Source organism: Stenotrophomonas sp. 109824_Sma (assembly GCF_056480025.1).
The window spans coordinates 1,123,399-1,140,417 of record NZ_CM151078.1 but is presented as its reverse complement, the minus strand read 5'-3'; the positions used below and the strand labels follow the sequence as shown (position 1 = coordinate 1,140,417).

Annotated in this window: 17 protein-coding genes; 13 read left to right on the top strand and 4 right to left on the bottom strand. The window is 67.8% G+C overall.

What is annotated here, in order from left to right; translation table 11 throughout:
• Nucleotides 1–17: 17 nt before the first annotated feature.
• From ACZK1G_RS05345 to ACZK1G_RS05285, 13 genes are all read left to right on the top strand, one after another.
• Nucleotides 18–557, top strand: coding sequence for a GNAT family N-acetyltransferase (locus ACZK1G_RS05345; protein WP_049442937.1), 540 nt, complete (start codon nt 18–20; stop codon nt 555–557).
• Entirely contained in the window at nt 554–886 is a 333-nt protein-coding gene (locus ACZK1G_RS05340; protein WP_014036275.1) for a non-heme iron oxygenase ferredoxin subunit, read from the top strand. Before ACZK1G_RS05345 ends, ACZK1G_RS05340 begins: the two co-directional genes overlap by 4 nt.
• A 204-nt stretch (nt 887–1,090) precedes the next feature.
• Nucleotides 1,091–1,495 (top strand): hypothetical protein, encoded by a 405-nt coding sequence (locus ACZK1G_RS05335; protein ID WP_049442938.1) that lies wholly within the window; start codon nt 1,091–1,093, stop codon nt 1,493–1,495.
• A gap of 150 nt (nt 1,496–1,645) precedes the next feature.
• Nucleotides 1,646–3,934, top strand: a complete 2,289-nt coding sequence (locus ACZK1G_RS05330) for a TonB-dependent receptor (RefSeq protein ID WP_101765067.1) — start codon at nt 1,646–1,648, stop codon at nt 3,932–3,934.
• Nucleotides 3,935–4,002: 68 nt separating this feature from the next.
• Nucleotides 4,003–4,722: a tetratricopeptide repeat protein gene (locus ACZK1G_RS05325; protein ID WP_101765066.1), complete on the top strand. Its 720-nt coding sequence runs from the start codon at nt 4,003–4,005 to the stop codon at nt 4,720–4,722.
• A 10-nt stretch (nt 4,723–4,732) separates the two neighbouring features.
• A complete protein-coding gene (locus ACZK1G_RS05320) occupies nt 4,733–5,410 on the top strand; it encodes a Fe2+-dependent dioxygenase (protein WP_101765065.1) in 678 nt (225 codons plus the stop codon).
• Nucleotides 5,411–5,574: 164 nt separating this feature from the next.
• Complete coding sequence (locus ACZK1G_RS05315) at nt 5,575–5,976, top strand: hypothetical protein (protein WP_197622048.1); 402 nt, start codon at nt 5,575–5,577, stop codon at nt 5,974–5,976.
• Nucleotides 5,977–6,121: 145 nt separating this feature from the next.
• Nucleotides 6,122–8,542 (top strand): TonB-dependent receptor domain-containing protein, encoded by a 2,421-nt coding sequence (locus ACZK1G_RS05310; RefSeq protein WP_101765063.1) that lies wholly within the window; start codon nt 6,122–6,124, stop codon nt 8,540–8,542.
• A 230-nt stretch (nt 8,543–8,772) separates the two neighbouring features.
• Nucleotides 8,773–9,411, top strand: coding sequence for a PepSY-associated TM helix domain-containing protein (locus tag ACZK1G_RS05305; RefSeq protein ID WP_101765062.1), 639 nt, complete (start codon nt 8,773–8,775; stop codon nt 9,409–9,411).
• Between the two features lie 40 nt (nt 9,412–9,451).
• Nucleotides 9,452–9,970 carry a DUF2271 domain-containing protein gene (locus tag ACZK1G_RS05300; protein ID WP_004147429.1) on the top strand — a complete coding sequence of 173 codons (519 nt, stop codon included), beginning with the start codon at nt 9,452–9,454 and terminating at the stop codon, nt 9,968–9,970.
• A 122-nt stretch (nt 9,971–10,092) separates the two neighbouring features.
• Nucleotides 10,093–10,896, top strand: a complete 804-nt coding sequence (locus ACZK1G_RS05295) for a DUF4198 domain-containing protein (protein ID WP_014036267.1) — start codon at nt 10,093–10,095, stop codon at nt 10,894–10,896.
• A gap of 52 nt (nt 10,897–10,948) precedes the next feature.
• On the top strand, nt 10,949–11,920 hold the full coding sequence (locus ACZK1G_RS05290) for an FAD:protein FMN transferase (protein WP_197622047.1): 972 nt from the start codon (nt 10,949–10,951) through the stop codon (nt 11,918–11,920).
• Nucleotides 11,917–13,521, top strand: coding sequence for a sulfite reductase subunit alpha (locus tag ACZK1G_RS05285; RefSeq protein ID WP_478448084.1), 1,605 nt, complete (start codon nt 11,917–11,919; stop codon nt 13,519–13,521). The genes ACZK1G_RS05290 and ACZK1G_RS05285 overlap by 4 nt, the downstream gene beginning before the upstream one ends.
• A gap of 156 nt (nt 13,522–13,677) precedes the next feature.
• On the opposite strand, the gene ACZK1G_RS05280 is transcribed toward ACZK1G_RS05285, so the two are convergent.
• The 4 genes from ACZK1G_RS05280 to ACZK1G_RS05265 form a co-directional block, all read right to left on the bottom strand.
• Nucleotides 13,678–14,283: a HutD/Ves family protein gene (locus ACZK1G_RS05280; RefSeq protein WP_049442947.1), complete on the bottom strand. Its 606-nt coding sequence runs from the start codon at nt 14,281–14,283 to the stop codon at nt 13,678–13,680.
• Between the two features lie 34 nt (nt 14,284–14,317).
• Nucleotides 14,318–15,043 carry a murein L,D-transpeptidase catalytic domain family protein gene (locus ACZK1G_RS05275; protein ID WP_049442948.1) on the bottom strand — a complete coding sequence of 242 codons (726 nt, stop codon included), beginning with the start codon at nt 15,041–15,043 and terminating at the stop codon, nt 14,318–14,320.
• Nucleotides 15,044–15,060: 17 nt separating this feature from the next.
• Nucleotides 15,061–16,146, bottom strand: a complete 1,086-nt coding sequence (locus ACZK1G_RS05270; protein WP_049442949.1) for a L,D-transpeptidase — start codon at nt 16,144–16,146, stop codon at nt 15,061–15,063.
• A 351-nt stretch (nt 16,147–16,497) separates the two neighbouring features.
• The gene (locus ACZK1G_RS05265) at nt 16,498–16,824 is read right to left on the bottom strand and encodes a ComEA family DNA-binding protein (protein ID WP_014036262.1); all 327 of its coding nucleotides are present in this window, start codon (nt 16,822–16,824) and stop codon (nt 16,498–16,500) included.
• Nucleotides 16,825–17,019: the final 195 nt, after the last annotated feature.

Genomic DNA, 17,019 nt, shown 5'->3' with positions numbered 1-17,019 from the left:
CCACCTAGAATGGGGCCATGACCACCCTGACCTTCCGCGCCGCCACGCCGGCCGACATCCCCGCCCTGATCGCCCTCGTCACCTCGGCCTACCGTGGCGACGCCAGCCGCGTCGGCTGGACCACCGAAGCCGACCTGCTGGATGGCGCCCGCATCGACGCCGAAGGCATCCAGGCCGACCTCGACCGCCCGCGCTCCACCATCCTGCTGGCCGAGCGCGAGGGCCAGCTGGTGGCCTGCGCCCACGTCGCCGATGTCGACGGCAAGGGCTACTTCGGCATGTTCTCGGTCGACCCGGCCCAGCAGGGCGGCGGCGTCGGCAAGCAGATGATGGACGCCGCCGAAGCGCACGCCGCGCACGAATGGAAGGTGCCGGTGATGCAGATGACGGTGATCGACGTGCGCGACGAACTGATCGCCTTCTACGAGCGTCGTGGCTACCAGCGCACCGGCATCAAGAAGCCGTTCCCGTATGGCGACGAACGCTTCGGCATCCCCAAGCGCGACGACCTGCGCTTCGAGGTCCTGGAAAAGCCATTGGCCGGAGCCGCCGCGTGAGCGAGGCCTGGACCTTTGTCTGTGCCGGCGCCGAGCTGTTGCCGGGTGAAATGAAGAGCGTGTTCGACGAGGTGACCGGCACGCCGATCGTGGTGTTCAACCTCGACGGCGAGCTGTACGCGCTGGAAGACCAGTGCACGCATGAGGAGTTCGAGCTGTCCTCGGGCGAGTTCAACACCGCCGAAGGCAGCGTGGAGTGCGTGCTGCACGGCGCGCGCTTCGACGTACGCGATGGCCGCGCCCTGTGCGCGCCGGCCTATACCCCGGTGCCCAAGTTCCCGGTGAAGCGCGAGCACGACGCCGTCTGGACCCGCGACGACCGCGATTGAGGCGGCGCACGGCCTGCAGGGATCGCCCCAGGGCGTCCCTGCCGAGGCGCATCCACCCATGGGGTGGATCTACCGGAGCGTCCTGAGCGGCGCACCAAGGCCCTTCCGGGCCCTCCAGTTGGCCCGCCTGATTGCGCATATGCGAATCATTATCGTTGATGTTATCCTACGTAACATCTTCGTAACGATCCGCCCCCCCGCGCCATGGCTTCGCCCGCGCCCACCGCCACGTTGTGCCAGCTCGCCCGCCAGGGATGGCCGCTGGCTGTGGCCGTGCTGCTGACGCTGCTGCTGGGCTGGTCGGCCCTGCACGAAGGACGCGGCCACGGGCCTGCCACCCACGGCTGGCAGGCACACGCCGAAGATCTTCACCAGGCCATGCCGTTGCCGGCCCCGCCGGCGGACGAATGCCCGCAGCACGCCGTACCGGCACCGGAGCCCCCGCTTGATGGCGAGGGCACCTCGCCCTGCACCGGCATGGCCCCCGCGCGCGCCACCCTGGTCGCGCATATCCCGCTGTGGCGCTCTGACGCCCTGCGCTGGCAGCTGCGCGATCCCGCACTGCGCTTGAACCCCGGCCACGCACCGCCCGCACCGCACGCCAGCTGAGGCGCCCTGCGGCCGTTGCCGTGCGCCTGAAGTCGTCCGCCGCGTAGCCGAGCATCGGCTCGGCTCTACAGAAAAAGCCCCTACGTGTCGTCGCGCTGCCTGCGCTTCGGCCCTCGCCCTTTCCCGATCCCAGCCACTACCACCCAAGCCATGACCCACATCACGTCCCGCAAGCACGCCCCGCGCGTTTCCCTGCTCGCCACCGCCACCCTGGCCGCTGGCTTCGCGCCGCTGGCCGCACAGGCTGCCGACAGCGCTGACGCCGCGTCCCGCAAGGCCACCGACCTGGACAAGGTGCAGGTGCGCGGCAGCTGGTTCAATCCGTCCTCGCCGAAGTTCACCGCCGAGCTGCTGGACACCCCGAAGTCGGTGTCGATCGTCTCGGAGAAGCTGATCGCCGAAACCGGTGCGACCAACCTGCAGGATGCGCTGCGCATGGTGCCGGGCATCACCTTCGGTGCCGGCGAAGGCGGCAACCCGACCGGCGACCGCCCCTTCATCCGTGGCTTCGATTCGCAGAGCAACATCTTCGTCGACGGCCTGCGTGACGTCGGCTCGCAGACCCGCGAAATCTTCGACCTGGAACAGGTGGAAGTGGTCAAGGGCCCGAGCTCGGCCTACGGTGGCCGTGATTCCGGTGGTGGCAGCCTGAACCTGGTGAGCAAGACGCCGAAGCTGAAGAACGAGACCAGCGCCAGCATGGGCATCGGCACCGACAGCTACGCGCGCGGCACCGTGGATGCCAACTACGTGCTGGGCGATGGCATCGCCGCCCGCCTGAACCTGATGAAGCACGAGTCGGACATCGCCGGCCGCGACGCTGCCAATGTCAGCCGCTGGGGCATCGCACCGTCGATCGCGTTCGGCCTGAACGGCCCGGCGCAGCTGATCGCCAGCCACTACCACATGCAGAGCGATGACCTGCCGGACGCGGGTGGCTTCCCGTATGGCAACCCGAACGGTGCACCGGCCTCGAAGTGGGTCGACGGTCGCCCGATGGTGCCGGACCGCAACAACTACTACGGCCTGGTCGATCGTGACTTCCAGCGCACCCGTGCCGACATCAGCACCCTGGATGCCAGCTACGACTTCGGCGGCCACAAGCTGCGCAACATCGCGCGACTGGGCAACACCAGCAATGATTACCTGTGGACCCAGCCGGACGACAGCCAGGGCAACCCGAACAACTACGGCACCTTGTGGCGCCGTACCAACACCCGCGCCGTCGACGTCAAGAGCTTCGCCGACCAGCTGGGCCTGACCGGTGCCTTCCAGACCGGCGCGCTCAAGCACAGCTACAGCGCTGGCGTGGAATACAGCGACGAGAAGATGACCCGCGGCAGCTACCTGATCGCCCCGGGCACCAGCAACCCGCTGACCGGCAACAGCAAGTGCCCGACCACGGGCGCGGCCACCGGCTACAACTGCACCGACTTCGCCAACCCGAACCCGCGTGATCCGTGGGCGGCCACCCATTCGGTGTACCGCAGCGACAAGGCACTGGACGTCGAGCAGCGCACCAAGACCAAGTCCGCTTATCTGTTCGACACCATCGAGCTCAACGCACAGTGGAGCTTCAACGTCGGCCTGCGTTACGACGACTACAGCACCACCCTGACCACTCCGGTGGCCGGTGCGGCACCGACCCGCGTGCGCAATGACAACGACTTCCTGAACTACCAGGCTGGCGTCGTCTTCAAGCCGCTGGAGAACGGCAGCATCTACCTGTCGTGGGGCACTTCCTCGACCCCGCCGGGCATGGACGGTGGTGACGGTTCGGACGGCCTGAGCGCCGCCGTGGCCGACCTCAAGCCGCAGGACACCAAGAACCTCGAACTGGGCACCAAGTGGGACCTGTTCGACAAGCGCCTGAACCTGACCGCGGCGATCTTCCACACCGTGATGAACAACGCACGTGTGACCATCGACAACGGCACCAGCCAGAACGCCGGCAAGAAGGAAATCAACGGTTTCGAGCTGGGCTTCACCGGCCAGCTGACCGACGCCTGGAGCCTGTATGGCGGCTACACCTACCTGGACTCGGAACTGAAGGACAACGGCTTTGTGTGCGCCGTGTCCGGCCGCACCTGCCCGTCCAACGTCTACGTGCCGTCGCCGTACAACGGCAACGTGTTCCCGAACACCGCCAAGCACAGCGCCAACCTGTGGACCACCTACCGCTTCCCGATCGGCCTGACCATCGGCGCCGGTGCGTTCTACTCGGACAAGCAGTACGGTGATGTCGCCAACACCAAGTGGATCCCGAGCTACACCCGCTTCGACGCGATGGCCAGCTACGCGATCCAGGACAACATCAGCCTGCAGCTCAACGTGCAGAACCTGACCGACAAGACCTACTTCACCAAGGCCTATGCCTCGCACTACGCGAGCATCGCCCCGGGTCGCTCGGCCACCCTGGCACTGAACGTGAAGTTCTGATGTAACTTCGCTCCACCACGGCGGCAGGCTCTCCTGCCGCCGTTTTTGTTTCCGGCGATACTCACCCCATGGTTACCCGCACTCCCATCGACAGCGACGCCCTGGCCGAGCTCCTGCAGCACGATCCGCAGGCCGCGTTCGCACGTGTGCGCGACGCCGCGCAGGCTGGACAGGTCGATGCACAACTGCTGCTCGCGCAGATGCACATGGAAGGCAAAGGCACCGCGCAGGACGCCTTGGCCGCGCTGCTCTGGTACGAAACCGCCGCCAACAACGGCGCGCCGATGGCGATGAACATGCTCGGCCGCTGCCATGAGCTGGGCCACGGCACCGCGGCCAACCCGACGCTGGCGGCCGTGTGGTACCGGCGCGCCGCCGACACCGGGCTGGACTGGGGCCTGTACAACCTGGCCAACCTGCTGGCCACCGGCCGCGGCATTCCGCAGGACCGCGCGCAGGCACTGGCCCTGTACACCCGTGCCGCGCACCTGGGCCACGCCAAATCGATGAACCTGCTGGCCCGCCACCTCGAAGACGGGCTGGATATCGCACCCGATCCGCAGGCGGCGCTCGCCTGGTACCAGCGCGCGGCCGAAGCCGGTGATTTCCGCGGCCAGGCCAACTACGCCTCGATCCTGCTGCAGGCCGGCCAGATCGAACAGGCCGTGCACTGGCTGCGGCTCGCACTGGCCCACGGCAGCCCAGCGTTCATGGCGCACATCGTGCCGGAACTGGCCGCGTCGCCGCATCCGCAGGTGCGCGCCCTGGTCGCACCGCCGTCCCTCTGAGGAGTTCCGCATGCTGCTGCACATCCCCGACATTCTCAGCGCCGACCAGGTGGCCGATTTCCGGCGCCGCCTCGACGCCGCCGACTGGACCGATGGCCGCGAAACCGTGGGGCATCTGGGCGCACAGGCCAAGCACAACCAGCAGCTGCCCGAGGCCTCGCCGCTGCGCCGCGAACTGGGCGAGACCATCCTTGTCGCGCTGGCCCGGCATCCGCTGTTCTTCAGCGCAGCGCTGCCGCTGAAGTACCTGCCACCGCGCTTCAACCGCTACAGCGGTGGCGGCACTTATGGCTTCCATGTCGATGGCGCGGTGATGAACCTGGCCAATGGCGAGCAGCTGCGTTCGGACATCTCCTGCACACTGTTCCTGTCCGAACCGGACGAGTACGAAGGCGGCGAGCTGGTCATCAGCGATACCTACGGCGAGCACGAGGTGAAGCTGCCGGCCGGCGACCTGATCGTGTATCCGTCCAGCAGCCTGCACCAGGTGCGGCCGGTCACCCGCGGTGCGCGCGTGGCCTCGTTCTTCTGGGTGCAGAGCATGATCCGCGACGACGTGCAGCGGCGCCTGCTGTGGGAAATGGATGGCTCGATCGAGCGCCTGCGGCAGACCGGCGGCGACGCCGAGGCGGTGCTGCAGCTGACCGGCGTGTACCACAACCTGCTGCGGCGCTGGAGCGAAGTCTGAGCCCCACCTGGCCGGCCTGCGATATTTTGGCAATCATTCTCATTTGCAACGGCTAACAGCTCTCATTACAATCACGCCCCGTTGATGCCGGCCGCTGCCGGCAGACCCTTGGGGACCCCCGCTTGTTGCGCCCGCTTCGCCCTCGTCCACTCATCCATCGCAAGATGGGCAGCGCCATGCGCGGCCAGCGTCCCGCGCTGGCCAGCCTGCTGGCGTGGGTGGCGATGCTGGCCTTGCTGCTGGGCACCCTGCCGCTGCTGCCACAGGCCCACGCCGGAATGGCCGTGCAGATGCCGCTGGAAGAGCGCGGGGGCGAGGCGCCCCTGCAGGAAGAGGCGCCAGCCAAGCTGCGCCGCTGCGCGTCCGCTCCGGTGACGTCGGCCGAGAAGGCACGTCCGCCACTGCTGCTGGCCAGCCAATGGCTGCGCACTGAACTCGAACTCGTACCCGCCACGCCGGCCATGCCCGGCGTGCGCCCGGACTGGCCGCTGGCCGCTCCGGACACGCCCTGGGCCGATGCGCCCGGGCGTCGCCAGCAACGCGGCCAGGCGCCGCCGCTCGCCTGATCCACGGCCCGACGTGACCGCCTGCGCGGTCGCGCCTGCACGCCGCTGCCTGCTTCATCCCTGCCGCCCCTGACCGGGCCTTCCGTGCCTGCCGCGCTCTTCGCGCACGGCGTCGCACCACCCTGCATCCTTCGAGGTAACTGCCATGGCCCAGCGCCATCGTGTCCGTTCGTCCCTGTCCCGCGCCCTGCTGACCAGCGCCGTGCTGGCAGCCTTCGCCAGCCCCGCCTTCGCCCACGGTGACGCCGCCGGCGCGCCGCAGACGCTGGACAAGGTGGTGGTCACCGCCTCCGGCTTCGAACAGAAAGTGATCGATGCCCCGGCCAGCATCAGCGTGGTCAGCCGCGAGGAACTGAGCAAGCGCCCGTACACCAGCCTGGTCGACGCGCTGCGCGACGTCGAAGGCATCGATGTCGGCCTGGAGGCGACCGACAAGAACGGCCGCGCCACCGTCTCGATGCGCGGCCTGCCGTCCGAGTACACCCTGGTGCTGATCGACGGCCGCCGCCAGAGCAATGTCGGCCAGATCTATCCGAATAACTTCGGCGGCGGCCAGTTCGCCTACCTGCCGCCGCTGGATGCGATCGAGCGCATCGAAGTGGTGCGCGGGCCGATGTCCACGCTGTACGGCTCGGACGCGATGGGCGGCGTCATCAACATCATCACCCGCCGCAACCAGGACAGCTGGCACGGCGCGCTGACCCAGGGCTTCACCGTGCAGCAGGATGACCAGTTCGGCGATGCACGCACCACCGACCTGTACCTCAGCGGTCCGTTGCTGAAGGATCGCCTCAGCCTGGCGGTGCGCGGCAGCTACTACGATGCCAAGGCTTCCAACCCGGAATGGGATGCGTTGCCCTTGCCCGACGGCACCCTGTGGGAGCGCAGCATCGGCTTCGGCGGTGGCGGCAAGTCGGTCGCCAACACCAACTGGAACACCGGGGTGCGCCTGGACTTCCGCATCAGCGACGACCACGAACTGTGGCTGGACTATGACGTGTCGCGGCAGAAGTTCGACAACAGCGAAGGCCAGACCGGCACCCTCGACAGCCTGGCCAGCCTGTGGCGCGTCGGCAATGCCGTCATTCCCAACCCGAACGGCAGCGGCACCGTCACCCGTCGCGTGGTGCAGCCGCGCGTGGGTTACACCGCCTACCAGCGCTACGAGCGCGACCAGCTGTCGCTGACCCATCAGGGCCGCTACAGCTTCGGCACCTGGCAGACCTCGCTGACCCACAGCAAGAGCAGCAACCTCGGCCGCTCGCTGCCGCTGACCCTGGACGAGCGCGCCAACCTGCAGACGCTGTGGAATGACGTCTGCCGCCGCACCGGTGCCGCCAACAACTGCGCGGCCGGCCGCGGCAATGCACTGACCGCCCTCAACCCGAGCGAGATGGCACGCCTGCAGGCATTCCTGCCGCGTCCGCTGCGCACCATGGAGCTGGAAGGCTATGTGCTCGACACCATGCTCGACCTCGACTTCGGCGCGCACAAGCTGACCGTGGGTGGCCAGTACAACGACACCGACATGGTCGACGGTGTGTTCGGCATGGACGGCGCCGGCTACCGCAGCAACGTCAAGCAGAAGCACCGCATGTGGGCACTGTTCGCCGAGGACAACTGGGCGCTGACCGACACCCTCACCGCTACCTTCGGCCTGCGCTACGACGACCACAACGTATTCGGCAGCCATGTCAGCCCGCGTGGCTACCTGGTGTGGAACGCCAGCGACGCATGGACCTTCAAGGGTGGCGTCAGCACCGGCTACAAGACCCCGCGTCCGGACCAGCTGTTCCCGGGCATCACCGGCTTCGGTGGCCAGGGCGTGCTGCCGCTGGTGGGCTCGCCCAACCTGAAGCCGGAAACCAGCACCAACTACGAGCTGGCCGCGTACTACGAGGGCCAGCGCTGGGGCTTCAACGTCACCGGCTTCTTCAACAAGTTCGAGGACAAGATCGCCAGCGGCGGTACCTTCCCGAACTGCGAAGTGGCCCGCGCCGGCAGCGGCTACTGCGCGGACATCGGCCCGGGCTGGGCGGCACTGGGCTACAGCACCTTCACCCATAGCGTGAACATCGACAAGGCCGAGACCCGTGGCACCGAACTGGCCGCGCATGTCGACCTGCTCGACAGCCTGCAGCTGCGCGGCAACTACACCTGGACCAAGAGCGAGCAGACCAGCGGCGCGCAGAAGGGCCTGCCGATCGGCGGCACCATGCCGGCCAGGCACATGGCCAACGCCAGCCTCAACTGGCAGGTCAACGAAGCGATCAGCCTGTCGCTGATCGGCGAAGGACGCTACGACCGCTATCGCGACACGCTGCTGGACGCCAACGGTGTCAGCCACACCCGCTATTACGAGGACTACACCATCTTCCATCTCGGCGGCAGCTGGAAGGCCACGCCATGGCTGACCGTGAACGCGCGGGTCAACAACCTGTTCGACAAGGACTTCGTCTCGCAGTCGTGCCTGCTGATCAGCCAGAGCGAGTTCAACTGCGTGGACGACTATGCGACCAAGGACCAGCGCCGCAGCTACTGGATTTCGCTCAACGCGAAGTTCTGACCTCTGCGCACCGGCATTGCCGGCCACTGGTCGGCATTGCCCTGCCCCGGTGGGTGCCGACCTTGGTCGGCACCGCTTCATCCACGCATGGCGTGGATCTACTGATCAGTGATGGTGCCGGCAGCTGACCGCCGCCGGCACTCCCCTCCAGGGATACAGAACGATACGCAATTGCGAGCTATTCTCATCAATGATGTAATGGGCAGTCCCCGTCCGCCCCGAACCGTGCCGTGAGCCGTCCTGCCTCCTCCACCGTGCAGCAGCAACAGAACCGTGGCTTCTGGCTGCGGACGCTGCACCAGTGGCACTGGATCAGCTCGGCGGTGTGCCTGATCGGCATGCTGCTGTTCGCGGTGACCGGTCTGACCCTCAACCATGCGGCGAAGATCGAAGCCAAACCCCAGGTGCAGAACCAGCAGCTGGAACTGCCGGCCGAACTTCTCGGCCAGCTCGGCACGCGCGAAGACGGCAACGCACCAATCCCGCGCCCGGCCCGGCAATGGCTGGACACGCAGCTGGGCATCGCCATCGGTGGACGCCCGGCCGAGTGGTCGGCCGAAGAGATCTACCTGTCGCTGCCGCGCCCCGGCGGCGACGCCTGGCTGAGCATCGACCGCGAGACCGGCGCGGTGGAGTACGAATCGACCTCGCGCGGCGTCGTGTCCTACCTCAATGACCTGCACAAGGGCCGCAATGCCGGCCCGGCGTGGGGCTGGTTCCTGGACCTGTTCGCCGTGGCCTGCCTGGTGTTCTGCATCACCGGCCTGTTCCTGCTGCACCTGCATGCGCGGCAGCGGCGCATGACCTGGCCGCTGGTCGGCCTCGGCCTGATGATTCCGCTGCTGATCGCCCTGCTGCTGATCCACTGACGTCCCCCATGAATTCCATCCGTTTCCCCGGAGCCGCCCCATGCGCGTCACCCTGACCATCGCCCTCAGCGGCCTGCTGGCCACCTCGCCGGCCTATGCCACCACCCTCGACATCAACGTCGAAGTGCCCAAGCTCAACGTGGCCGAGTACCACCGCCCGTACGTGGCAGTGTGGCTGGAAGGCGCCGACCAGAAGGTCGCGGCCAACCTGTCGGTCTGGTATCAGCAGACCAGCAACAGCGAAGGCCACGGCACCAAGTGGCTGCCCGACCTGCGCCAGTGGTGGCGCAAGAGCGGCCGCACCCTGCAGGTACCGGTGGATGGCGTGACCGGCCCGACCCGCCCGGCCGGCAAGCACGCGCTGTCGTTCAACGACAAGCAGCCGGCACTGAAGCAGCTGGCCCCGGGCAACTACACCCTGGTGGTCGAAGCGGTGCGCGAAGTCGGTGGCCGTGAACTGCTGAAGATCCCCTTCACCTGGCCGGCCACCGCCGCGCAGAACGGCAAGGCGCAGGGCGCCACCGAACTCGGCCAGGTCACCCTCGCCGTCAAACCGTAACTGCCTGAGCCGGGGTCGGATCCCTTCCGCAGGAAGGGCTCTGACCCCATCGCCCTATCCTTCGGGGTCAGAGCCCTTTCCGTTGGAAAGGGATCCGACCCCTTCCAACTGGAGTCTTCCGCATGAAGCGCACGCTCGTCCTCGCCGCCGCCCTGGCCGCTGCCCTTCCCTTCTCCGCCCTGGCCCACAAGGCCTGGCTGCTGCCCTCGCAGACCGTGATCGCCGGCAACGCGCCGTGGATCACCGTCGACGGTGCGGTCTCCAACGACCTGTTCTACTTCAACCACGTGCCGCTGCGCCTGGAGTCGGTGGTGATCACCGCCCCGGATGGCAGCACCGTACAGCCGCAGAACGCCGCCACCGGCAAGTACCGCAGCGTGTTCGACGTTGAGCTGAAGCAGCCCGGCACCTACCGCATTGCCTCGGTCAATGACGGGCTGTTCGCCACCTACGAGCAGAACGGCGAGCGCAAGCGCTGGCGCGGCAGCGTGGCTACCTTCGGTGAACTGCCGAAGGACGCGAAGAAGCTGGAAGTGAGCCAGTCGGTCGGCCGCGTGGAGACCTTCGTCACCAACGGCGCGCCGAACGATACCGCGCTGAAGCCGACCAACCGTGGCATCGAACTGGTCGCCGTCGGCCACCCGAATGACCTGTTCGCCGGCGAGGAAGCCACCTTCCGCGTGCTGGTCGATGGCAAGCCGACCGCCGGCCTGGAGTTCGAGATCGTGCGTGGCGCCACCCGCTACCGCAACGCGCAGGACGAGCTGAAGCTGACCAGCGACGCCAAGGGCGAGATCAAGGTGACCTGGCCGGAAGCCGGCATGTACTGGCTGGAAACCGGCACCGAGGACAACAAGACGTCGGTGAAGCAGGCCGCCAAGCGCCGCCTGAGCTACGTCGCCACGCTGGAAGTGCTGCCGCAGTAATGTGGACCGCGATGCCGGGCAATCCCCGGCATCGCCGCCGCAACGCATCACCATGACCGATTCCCTGCTCGACATCGCCCGCCTCGGTGGCACCACCATGGGCACCACCTGGAGTGTGTCGCTGGTCGCGTCGCGCCAGCGCGACCTACACCCGCTGCACGCTGGCATCCAGGCGCGGCTGGATGAGGTGGTCGCGCAGATGAGCACCTGGGAGCGCGGTTCGGATCTGAGCCGCTACAACCGCGCCGACGCCGGCCAATGGTGCGTGCTGCCCGCCGAAACGCGCCACGTCCTGGCCTGCGCACAGTCCATCGCTGCCGCCAGTGACGGCGCCTTCGATCCCACCGTCGGCCCGCTTGTGGCGCTATGGGGGTTCGGTGCACACGCAGGCGATCGCCACCTGCCCGATGCCAACACCCTGCAGGCCACCCGCGACCGATGCGGTTGGCAGCGCCTGCAGTGGCAGGACGATGCGCTGCTGCAACCGGGCGGGTTGGAACTGGATCTCTCTGCGATCGCCAAGGGCTTCGGCGTCGATCATGTCGCCGCTTGGCTGCGCGCGCAGGGCATCGCCGCGGCGCTGATCGAAGTTGGCGGCGAGCTGGCCGGCTACGGCCGCAAACCGGACGGCCAGCCGTGGCGCGTGCTGGTGGAATTCGCACCGGAAGAGGATGCGCACACCGATGCCCCGCCACGGGTGCTGGCGCTGGACGGCAAGGCGGTGGCCACTTCCGGCGATCGCTGGCACCAGTACCAGGCCGATGGCGAGGCCTACAGTCACAGCCTCGACCCGCGTACAGGCAGACCGGTGCGGCAGGTCGCCGCGGCAGTAACCGTGGTAGCCGACGACGCCATGCACGCCGATGCCTGGGCCACCGCACTGACCGTGCTGGGTCGCGAACAGGGCATGGCGCTGGCCGAACGCGAAGGACTGGCCGCACGCTACCTGCAACGCGCAGCGGATGGCCCCCGCGAATTCCTCAGCAGCGCCTTCCAGCGCCTGCTCGACGGGCAGGACGCATGAGCACTCGGCCATCGCGCGCACTGCTCGGCAACGCACTTGTACTGATCGTACTGGCGCTGATCGCCTGGGCGCTGCTGCGACTTCACCTCGGCGAAGCCTGGTGGCAGGGCGCACCGCCGGCACGGCAATCGCAGATCGCCATCATCACCACCGCGCTGTACGCGCTGGCCTGCGCAGCACTGTGGTGGCGCAGTCGTCCGCGCGACGATGCCACAACCGGTGACACGCCCCCGATCCTGCTGGTCTGGTCCAGCCAGACCGGCTTTGCCCGCGAACTGGCCGAACGCAGTGCCGAGGCCCTGCGCGGTGCCGGCGTGCCGGTGCGTGTGCGCGGACTGCATGAGGTCGATGCCGCGTTGCTGGCCGACAGCCAGCGCGCGCTGTTCATTGCCAGCACCACCGGCGAAGGCGATCCGCCCGACCACGCCCTGCCGTTCCTGCGCGGGGTGATGGCCACGCCGCCTCCGCTGCAGCATCTGCAGTACGGCGTGCTCGCGCTGGGCGACCGCAGCTATGGCCACTTCTGCGGATTCGGCCACCAGCTGGACCAGTGGTTGCGCCAGCACGGTGCACATCCGCTGTTCGATGCGATCGAGGTCGACAATGCCGATCCGGCGGCGCTGCGACATTGGCAGCAGTTGCTGGGACAACTTGGCGGCGGCGCCACTGAACTGCCCGACTGGAGCCCGGCCGAGTATCAGCCGTGGACGCTGCTGCAACGCGAGCATCTGAATCCGGGCAGCCCCGGCGGCCCGGTGTACTGGTTGCGCCTGCAGCCACCGCCTGGCGTCGATGTGCAATGGCAGGCCGGCGACATCGCCGAGATCGGCCCGCAGCACCCACGCCACAGCGCGCGCGCCTGGCTCGATGCACAGGGCTTCGATGCAGACACCGTGCTGGATGACGGGCAGGCGCTGCTGGCCCGTATCGAGCGCTCGCATCTGCCCTCGCTGGTCCCTCCGGGTGATCTGCCCGCGTTGTTGGCAACCCTGCAACCGCTGCCCCATCGCGAGTATTCCATCGCATCGGTGATGGCCGACGGCGCGGTGGAATCGCTGCTGCGTCGCCAGCTGCGCACCGATGGCACACCCGGCATCGGCAGCGGTTGGCTGTGCGACCACGCCGCACTCGGCGAACCGGTGCAGCTGCGACTTCGCCGCAACGACAATTTCCATGGCGCGCCCGCCGATGTACCGCTGCTGCTGATCGGCAACGGCACCGGCATCGCCGGCCTGCGCGCGCACCTGCACGAACGTGCCCAGCGTGGCGCGCGTCGTACCTGGCTGCTGTTCGGCGAGCGCACCGCCGCGCACGACTTCCATTTCGGCGAAGAATTGCAGGCGATGCTGGCCAACGGCGCGCTGACGCGGCTGGATGCAGTGTTCAGCCGCGACGGCGGTACGCATCGTTATGTGCAGGACAGGCTGCTGGCCGAAGCGGCAACGCTGCGGCAGTGGGTCGATGAAGGCGCGGCGATCCTGGTCTGCGGCAGCCTGCAGGGCATGGCCCCGGCCGTGGATGCAGTGATCGAGCAGGTGCTGGGTACCGCAGGCAAGGAAGCGCTGCTGCTGGCCGGACGTTACCGGCGCGATGTGTATTGAACGAACCATCGGGGTCGGATCCCTTTCCGCAGGAAAGGGCTCTGACCCCAACCACAGCCGCACCATGACGGCGTGTCCAGGCATGATGGCAACCGCACAGCAGTAGATCCACGCCATGCGTGGATGGCGCCCCATGACGCCGGGCGTGGCCCGGCGCTACCCGGCGCTCGTTACCCGTATCGCCAGCAATTCGCCACCGCCCTGCAACGCATGACGCTGCCTCTCGCCCGCCGCCAACCACGCGGTGTCTCCCGCCTGCAGCGCCGGCAGGCCGCTGTCGGCACCGAACTCCGCCTGTCCGGCCAGCAGGTGCAGCGCCCACGCAACGCCCGGTTCGCAGAAGAAGAACATCGTGCCCACCAGCGGCCGGTGCAGCAGTTCGGCTTGCAGCAGGTCGCGCTTCCACATCAGGTTGAAGTCGTGGGTGGTGCCATCGACCAGTTCGCCGTGCAGCGCTTCCTCACCGGCAAAGCGCACCCGACCGTGCGGCGGCAGCACCTCGGCCACTCGGCCATCCTCGAAACGCAGGCGCACGCCATTGCCCTGCAGCAGCACCAGTTCGCGCTCCACGCCGGGGAAGGCGGAAAACGCAGCGTCCTGCTCGATCTCGGCCACCGACAGGCGCAGCGCCCAGTCATCACCCTGTGCAGGCAGGCGCAGGATCTCGCGGGTCCAGCCAAGTCCATTCCGCCAGCGTTCGCGGCGATAGTCCAGGCGGGAGATCACCTGGCTCGGAGTGTGCAGCAGGGAGTTGATGTTCATCGGCGCATTGCATCACGCCGCGCGCCGTCGTGCATCACCGCGTGGCGAGCGTGCCCTGGCTACCGCACTCGCCGCCCAGCAACTGCGAGTGCTTCAGCCAATCCTGATCGGGGTAGTAGGCAAACACCATCGTGCCGCCACGCAACGCATCGATCAGCGGCTTGGCCACCGACAGCCGCACCGCCGGGCAACCCAGGCTGCGGCCCAGCCGCCCCTGCAGCTGCGCGGTAGCCGGGTTCACGTACGGCGCACCGTGGATGACGATCGCGCGTTCGCGCGCGCGGTCGTTGAAGCCCGGCTCCAGGCCGGCCAGGCGCAGCGAATAGCCGTTGCCGCCCATGTAGGTCTCCTGCGCAGTGAACGCGCCGAGGCTGGACATGAAACTGCCATCGCGGTTGGAGAAGTGCTCGGTGCGGTTCTCGCCGCTGTTGCGGCCATGCGCCACCCATTCCTCGAACAGCAGACGCTGGTGGGCCAGGTCGAACACCCACAGGCGCGGCTCGGTGGACGGCCGCGAATAGTCGATCACGCTCAGGCGATCACCATTGATGCCCAGCTCCGGCCGCTGCAGCGCACAGCGCATGGCATGCGCCGCCAGCTGCAACACGTGGCGATCGGCCTTGGGCGCACTGCGCGACAACAAGGCAGCCAGATCATCGGCACTGGTGGCGAGGGCGGGCGTCTGTGCCAGCGCCGGGGCGCTGGCGGAGGTCGCCAGCAGGCCGAACGCGGCCAGCCGGCACAGGCGGGATGCAGTCATGGGCACAACGAGGGGACTCAGTTGCCCTTGAGGGTGGACCCTGGCGGCTCGGATTCCAAGACAGGCTGCATTCCGGATTCAGCCGGGCTTGGGCGGACCGCCGGCAGCGAGGTGACCAGCAGGGTCGTGCCCGGCACCAGCACCTGGTACAGCTGGCGGGCGAAATCGGCCGGCAGTGCCATCGGCAACGAGGGCGTGGCCAGCAGGTCCGGGGTGGCCTGGGCACGGTCCTGGCCCAGCAGCGGATAGGCCGTCCACTGGTGCAGGCGCTGGTTCACGTCCAACGGGCTGGGCGTATCGCTGTAGCCCTGCCCCATCACGAACAGCGTGGTGCCCTGGAATGCCGGCAGGGCGTCGGCCTTCAGCGGAGACTCGCCGATCATCACGCCATCGCGCAGCACATACAGGCGCTGGTCATGCAGGCTGACCAGGATGCCGACCTGCCCGGCCGGGGCTGCGCTGTCGTCCCACCAGGCCTGCGCCGGCGCCCCGCCCTCGGTCTCCGGCAGGGCCTGGCCACGTGCGTTGACCGGTGCCAGCACCGACGGATAGGCCAGGGTCATCGGCGAGCTCTTGGCATCGGCCACCACCACCGTATCGCCGCGCTGGGTTTCGCTGAACAGCTTCTGCGCGAACGCCTGCGGCAGGCGCACGCAGCCATGCGAGGCCGGGTGCCCGGGCAGGCTGCCGCCATGCAGGGCGATGCCGTCCCAGGTCAGCCGCTGCATGTAGGGCATCGGCGCGCTGTTGTAGAGATTGGACTTGTGGTCCTTGTCCTTCTGCAGGATGGTGAACACACCGGTCGGTGTCTCGTGCCCGGCCTTGCCCGAGCTGATCGTGGTCAGGCCGATGGCAATGCCGTTGCGGTAGACGTAGGCGCGCTGTTCATCGAGGCTGACCACCAGCACGATCGGTCCGGTCGGCGAGATTTCCGGATGCCACAGGTACTCGCCCGGCTTCAGGTCGGTCGGCCCGCGTACCTCCGCGGTGTTGCCAGCAGCGGCCGTCGGCTTGGCAGCCGCAGCCGGTGCAGCGGCGTGGGCCAGCAGCGGCAGGGCCAGCGCCAGGGCGAGCATCAGGGTCGTGGGGCGATGCGGAAGCATCCAGCGGTGTCCTTTCCATGCAGAGCGGCCACCGTACACCATCGGCCCGTAGTGGCCGCGGCAAAACCAGGCGCCGGAAATGAAACTGCCCGGCGACACAGCCATGTGTCGTACCGGGCAATCGTTACGTCCTTGTCGGCCTGCTGCCGCCCCCTCGCATCCTGCGCTGTGGGGGTAGCGTTGCATCCTGCACGCGGCCGCGTCTGTCCTGTTTGTATCTCAGCCCCTTCCACAGGTCTGTGATGCCACCATCCTGGTGATTGGTGCCGCGTCCTGCGGCGGTCGGTGGTCACGGCCTTCCTGTCCGTGTCCGGTGAACCAGCCTCCTGCCGGTTCCGACGATTCCTGCTGTCAGCGCCTGGGTACGGTCCGCACCGGTACCGATCCGGGTACCGGATCCGCCGGCAACAACCTGTTGCCTACGGTGATCCGCTGTCGATTCCGTTCGACGATCGCTTTCCCTATCCCCTTCACCTGCGTCAGGTCCTCGACGCGATGAAACGGGCCGTGTCTGCGCCGGTGCTCGACGATCGCCTCGGCCTTGGCGGCTCCGACCATCGTCAATCCCTGCTGCAGCGCCTGGGCATCGGCGCGGTTGATGTCGATCGGTTCGGCGGCATGCGCCCCAGCGATCCCCACTACCAGCACCAGTGCCCTCAACACGACAAACCAAGGCACGACGTGTATCTCCCTGTGATTCTGGCCGTCCCGACCGGCAATCCCGTCGGTAGGAACAGTGTCCGTCACCACATGTGCACAGCCTATCGGTTTCCCGGATTTCCGTAAGCCAGCCAAATACCCGACGTGATGTAGGAAAAACCCTACCCTCAGCACAGGCGTAGAATGCGCGGATCAGCCCATGCAACCGGAGTT

Bases quoted from the DNA above. Each gene is read 5' to 3' on its own strand.
- ACZK1G_RS05270 (WP_049442949.1), bottom strand. From the start codon at position 16,146: ATGCTTCCGCATCGCCCCACGACCCTGATGCTCGCCCTGGCGCTGGCC.
- ACZK1G_RS05280 (WP_049442947.1), bottom strand. From the start codon at position 14,283: ATGAACATCAACTCCCTGCTGCACACTCCGAGCCAGGTGATCTCCCGC.
- ACZK1G_RS05290 (WP_197622047.1), top strand. From the start codon at position 10,949: ATGACCGATTCCCTGCTCGACATCGCCCGCCTCGGTGGCACCACCATG.
- ACZK1G_RS05285 (WP_478448084.1), top strand. From the start codon at position 11,917: ATGAGCACTCGGCCATCGCGCGCACTGCTCGGCAACGCACTTGTACTG.
- ACZK1G_RS05310 (WP_101765063.1), top strand. From the start codon at position 6,122: ATGGCCCAGCGCCATCGTGTCCGTTCGTCCCTGTCCCGCGCCCTGCTG.
- ACZK1G_RS05275 (WP_049442948.1), bottom strand. From the start codon at position 15,043: ATGACTGCATCCCGCCTGTGCCGGCTGGCCGCGTTCGGCCTGCTGGCG.
- ACZK1G_RS05325 (WP_101765066.1), top strand. From the start codon at position 4,003: ATGGTTACCCGCACTCCCATCGACAGCGACGCCCTGGCCGAGCTCCTG.
- ACZK1G_RS05315 (WP_197622048.1), top strand. From the start codon at position 5,575: ATGGGCAGCGCCATGCGCGGCCAGCGTCCCGCGCTGGCCAGCCTGCTG.
- ACZK1G_RS05330 (WP_101765067.1), top strand. From the start codon at position 1,646: ATGACCCACATCACGTCCCGCAAGCACGCCCCGCGCGTTTCCCTGCTC.
- ACZK1G_RS05320 (WP_101765065.1), top strand. From the start codon at position 4,733: ATGCTGCTGCACATCCCCGACATTCTCAGCGCCGACCAGGTGGCCGAT.
- ACZK1G_RS05300 (WP_004147429.1), top strand. From the start codon at position 9,452: ATGCGCGTCACCCTGACCATCGCCCTCAGCGGCCTGCTGGCCACCTCG.
- ACZK1G_RS05335 (WP_049442938.1), top strand. From the start codon at position 1,091: ATGGCTTCGCCCGCGCCCACCGCCACGTTGTGCCAGCTCGCCCGCCAG.
- ACZK1G_RS05295 (WP_014036267.1), top strand. From the start codon at position 10,093: ATGAAGCGCACGCTCGTCCTCGCCGCCGCCCTGGCCGCTGCCCTTCCC.
- ACZK1G_RS05345 (WP_049442937.1), top strand. From the start codon at position 18: ATGACCACCCTGACCTTCCGCGCCGCCACGCCGGCCGACATCCCCGCC.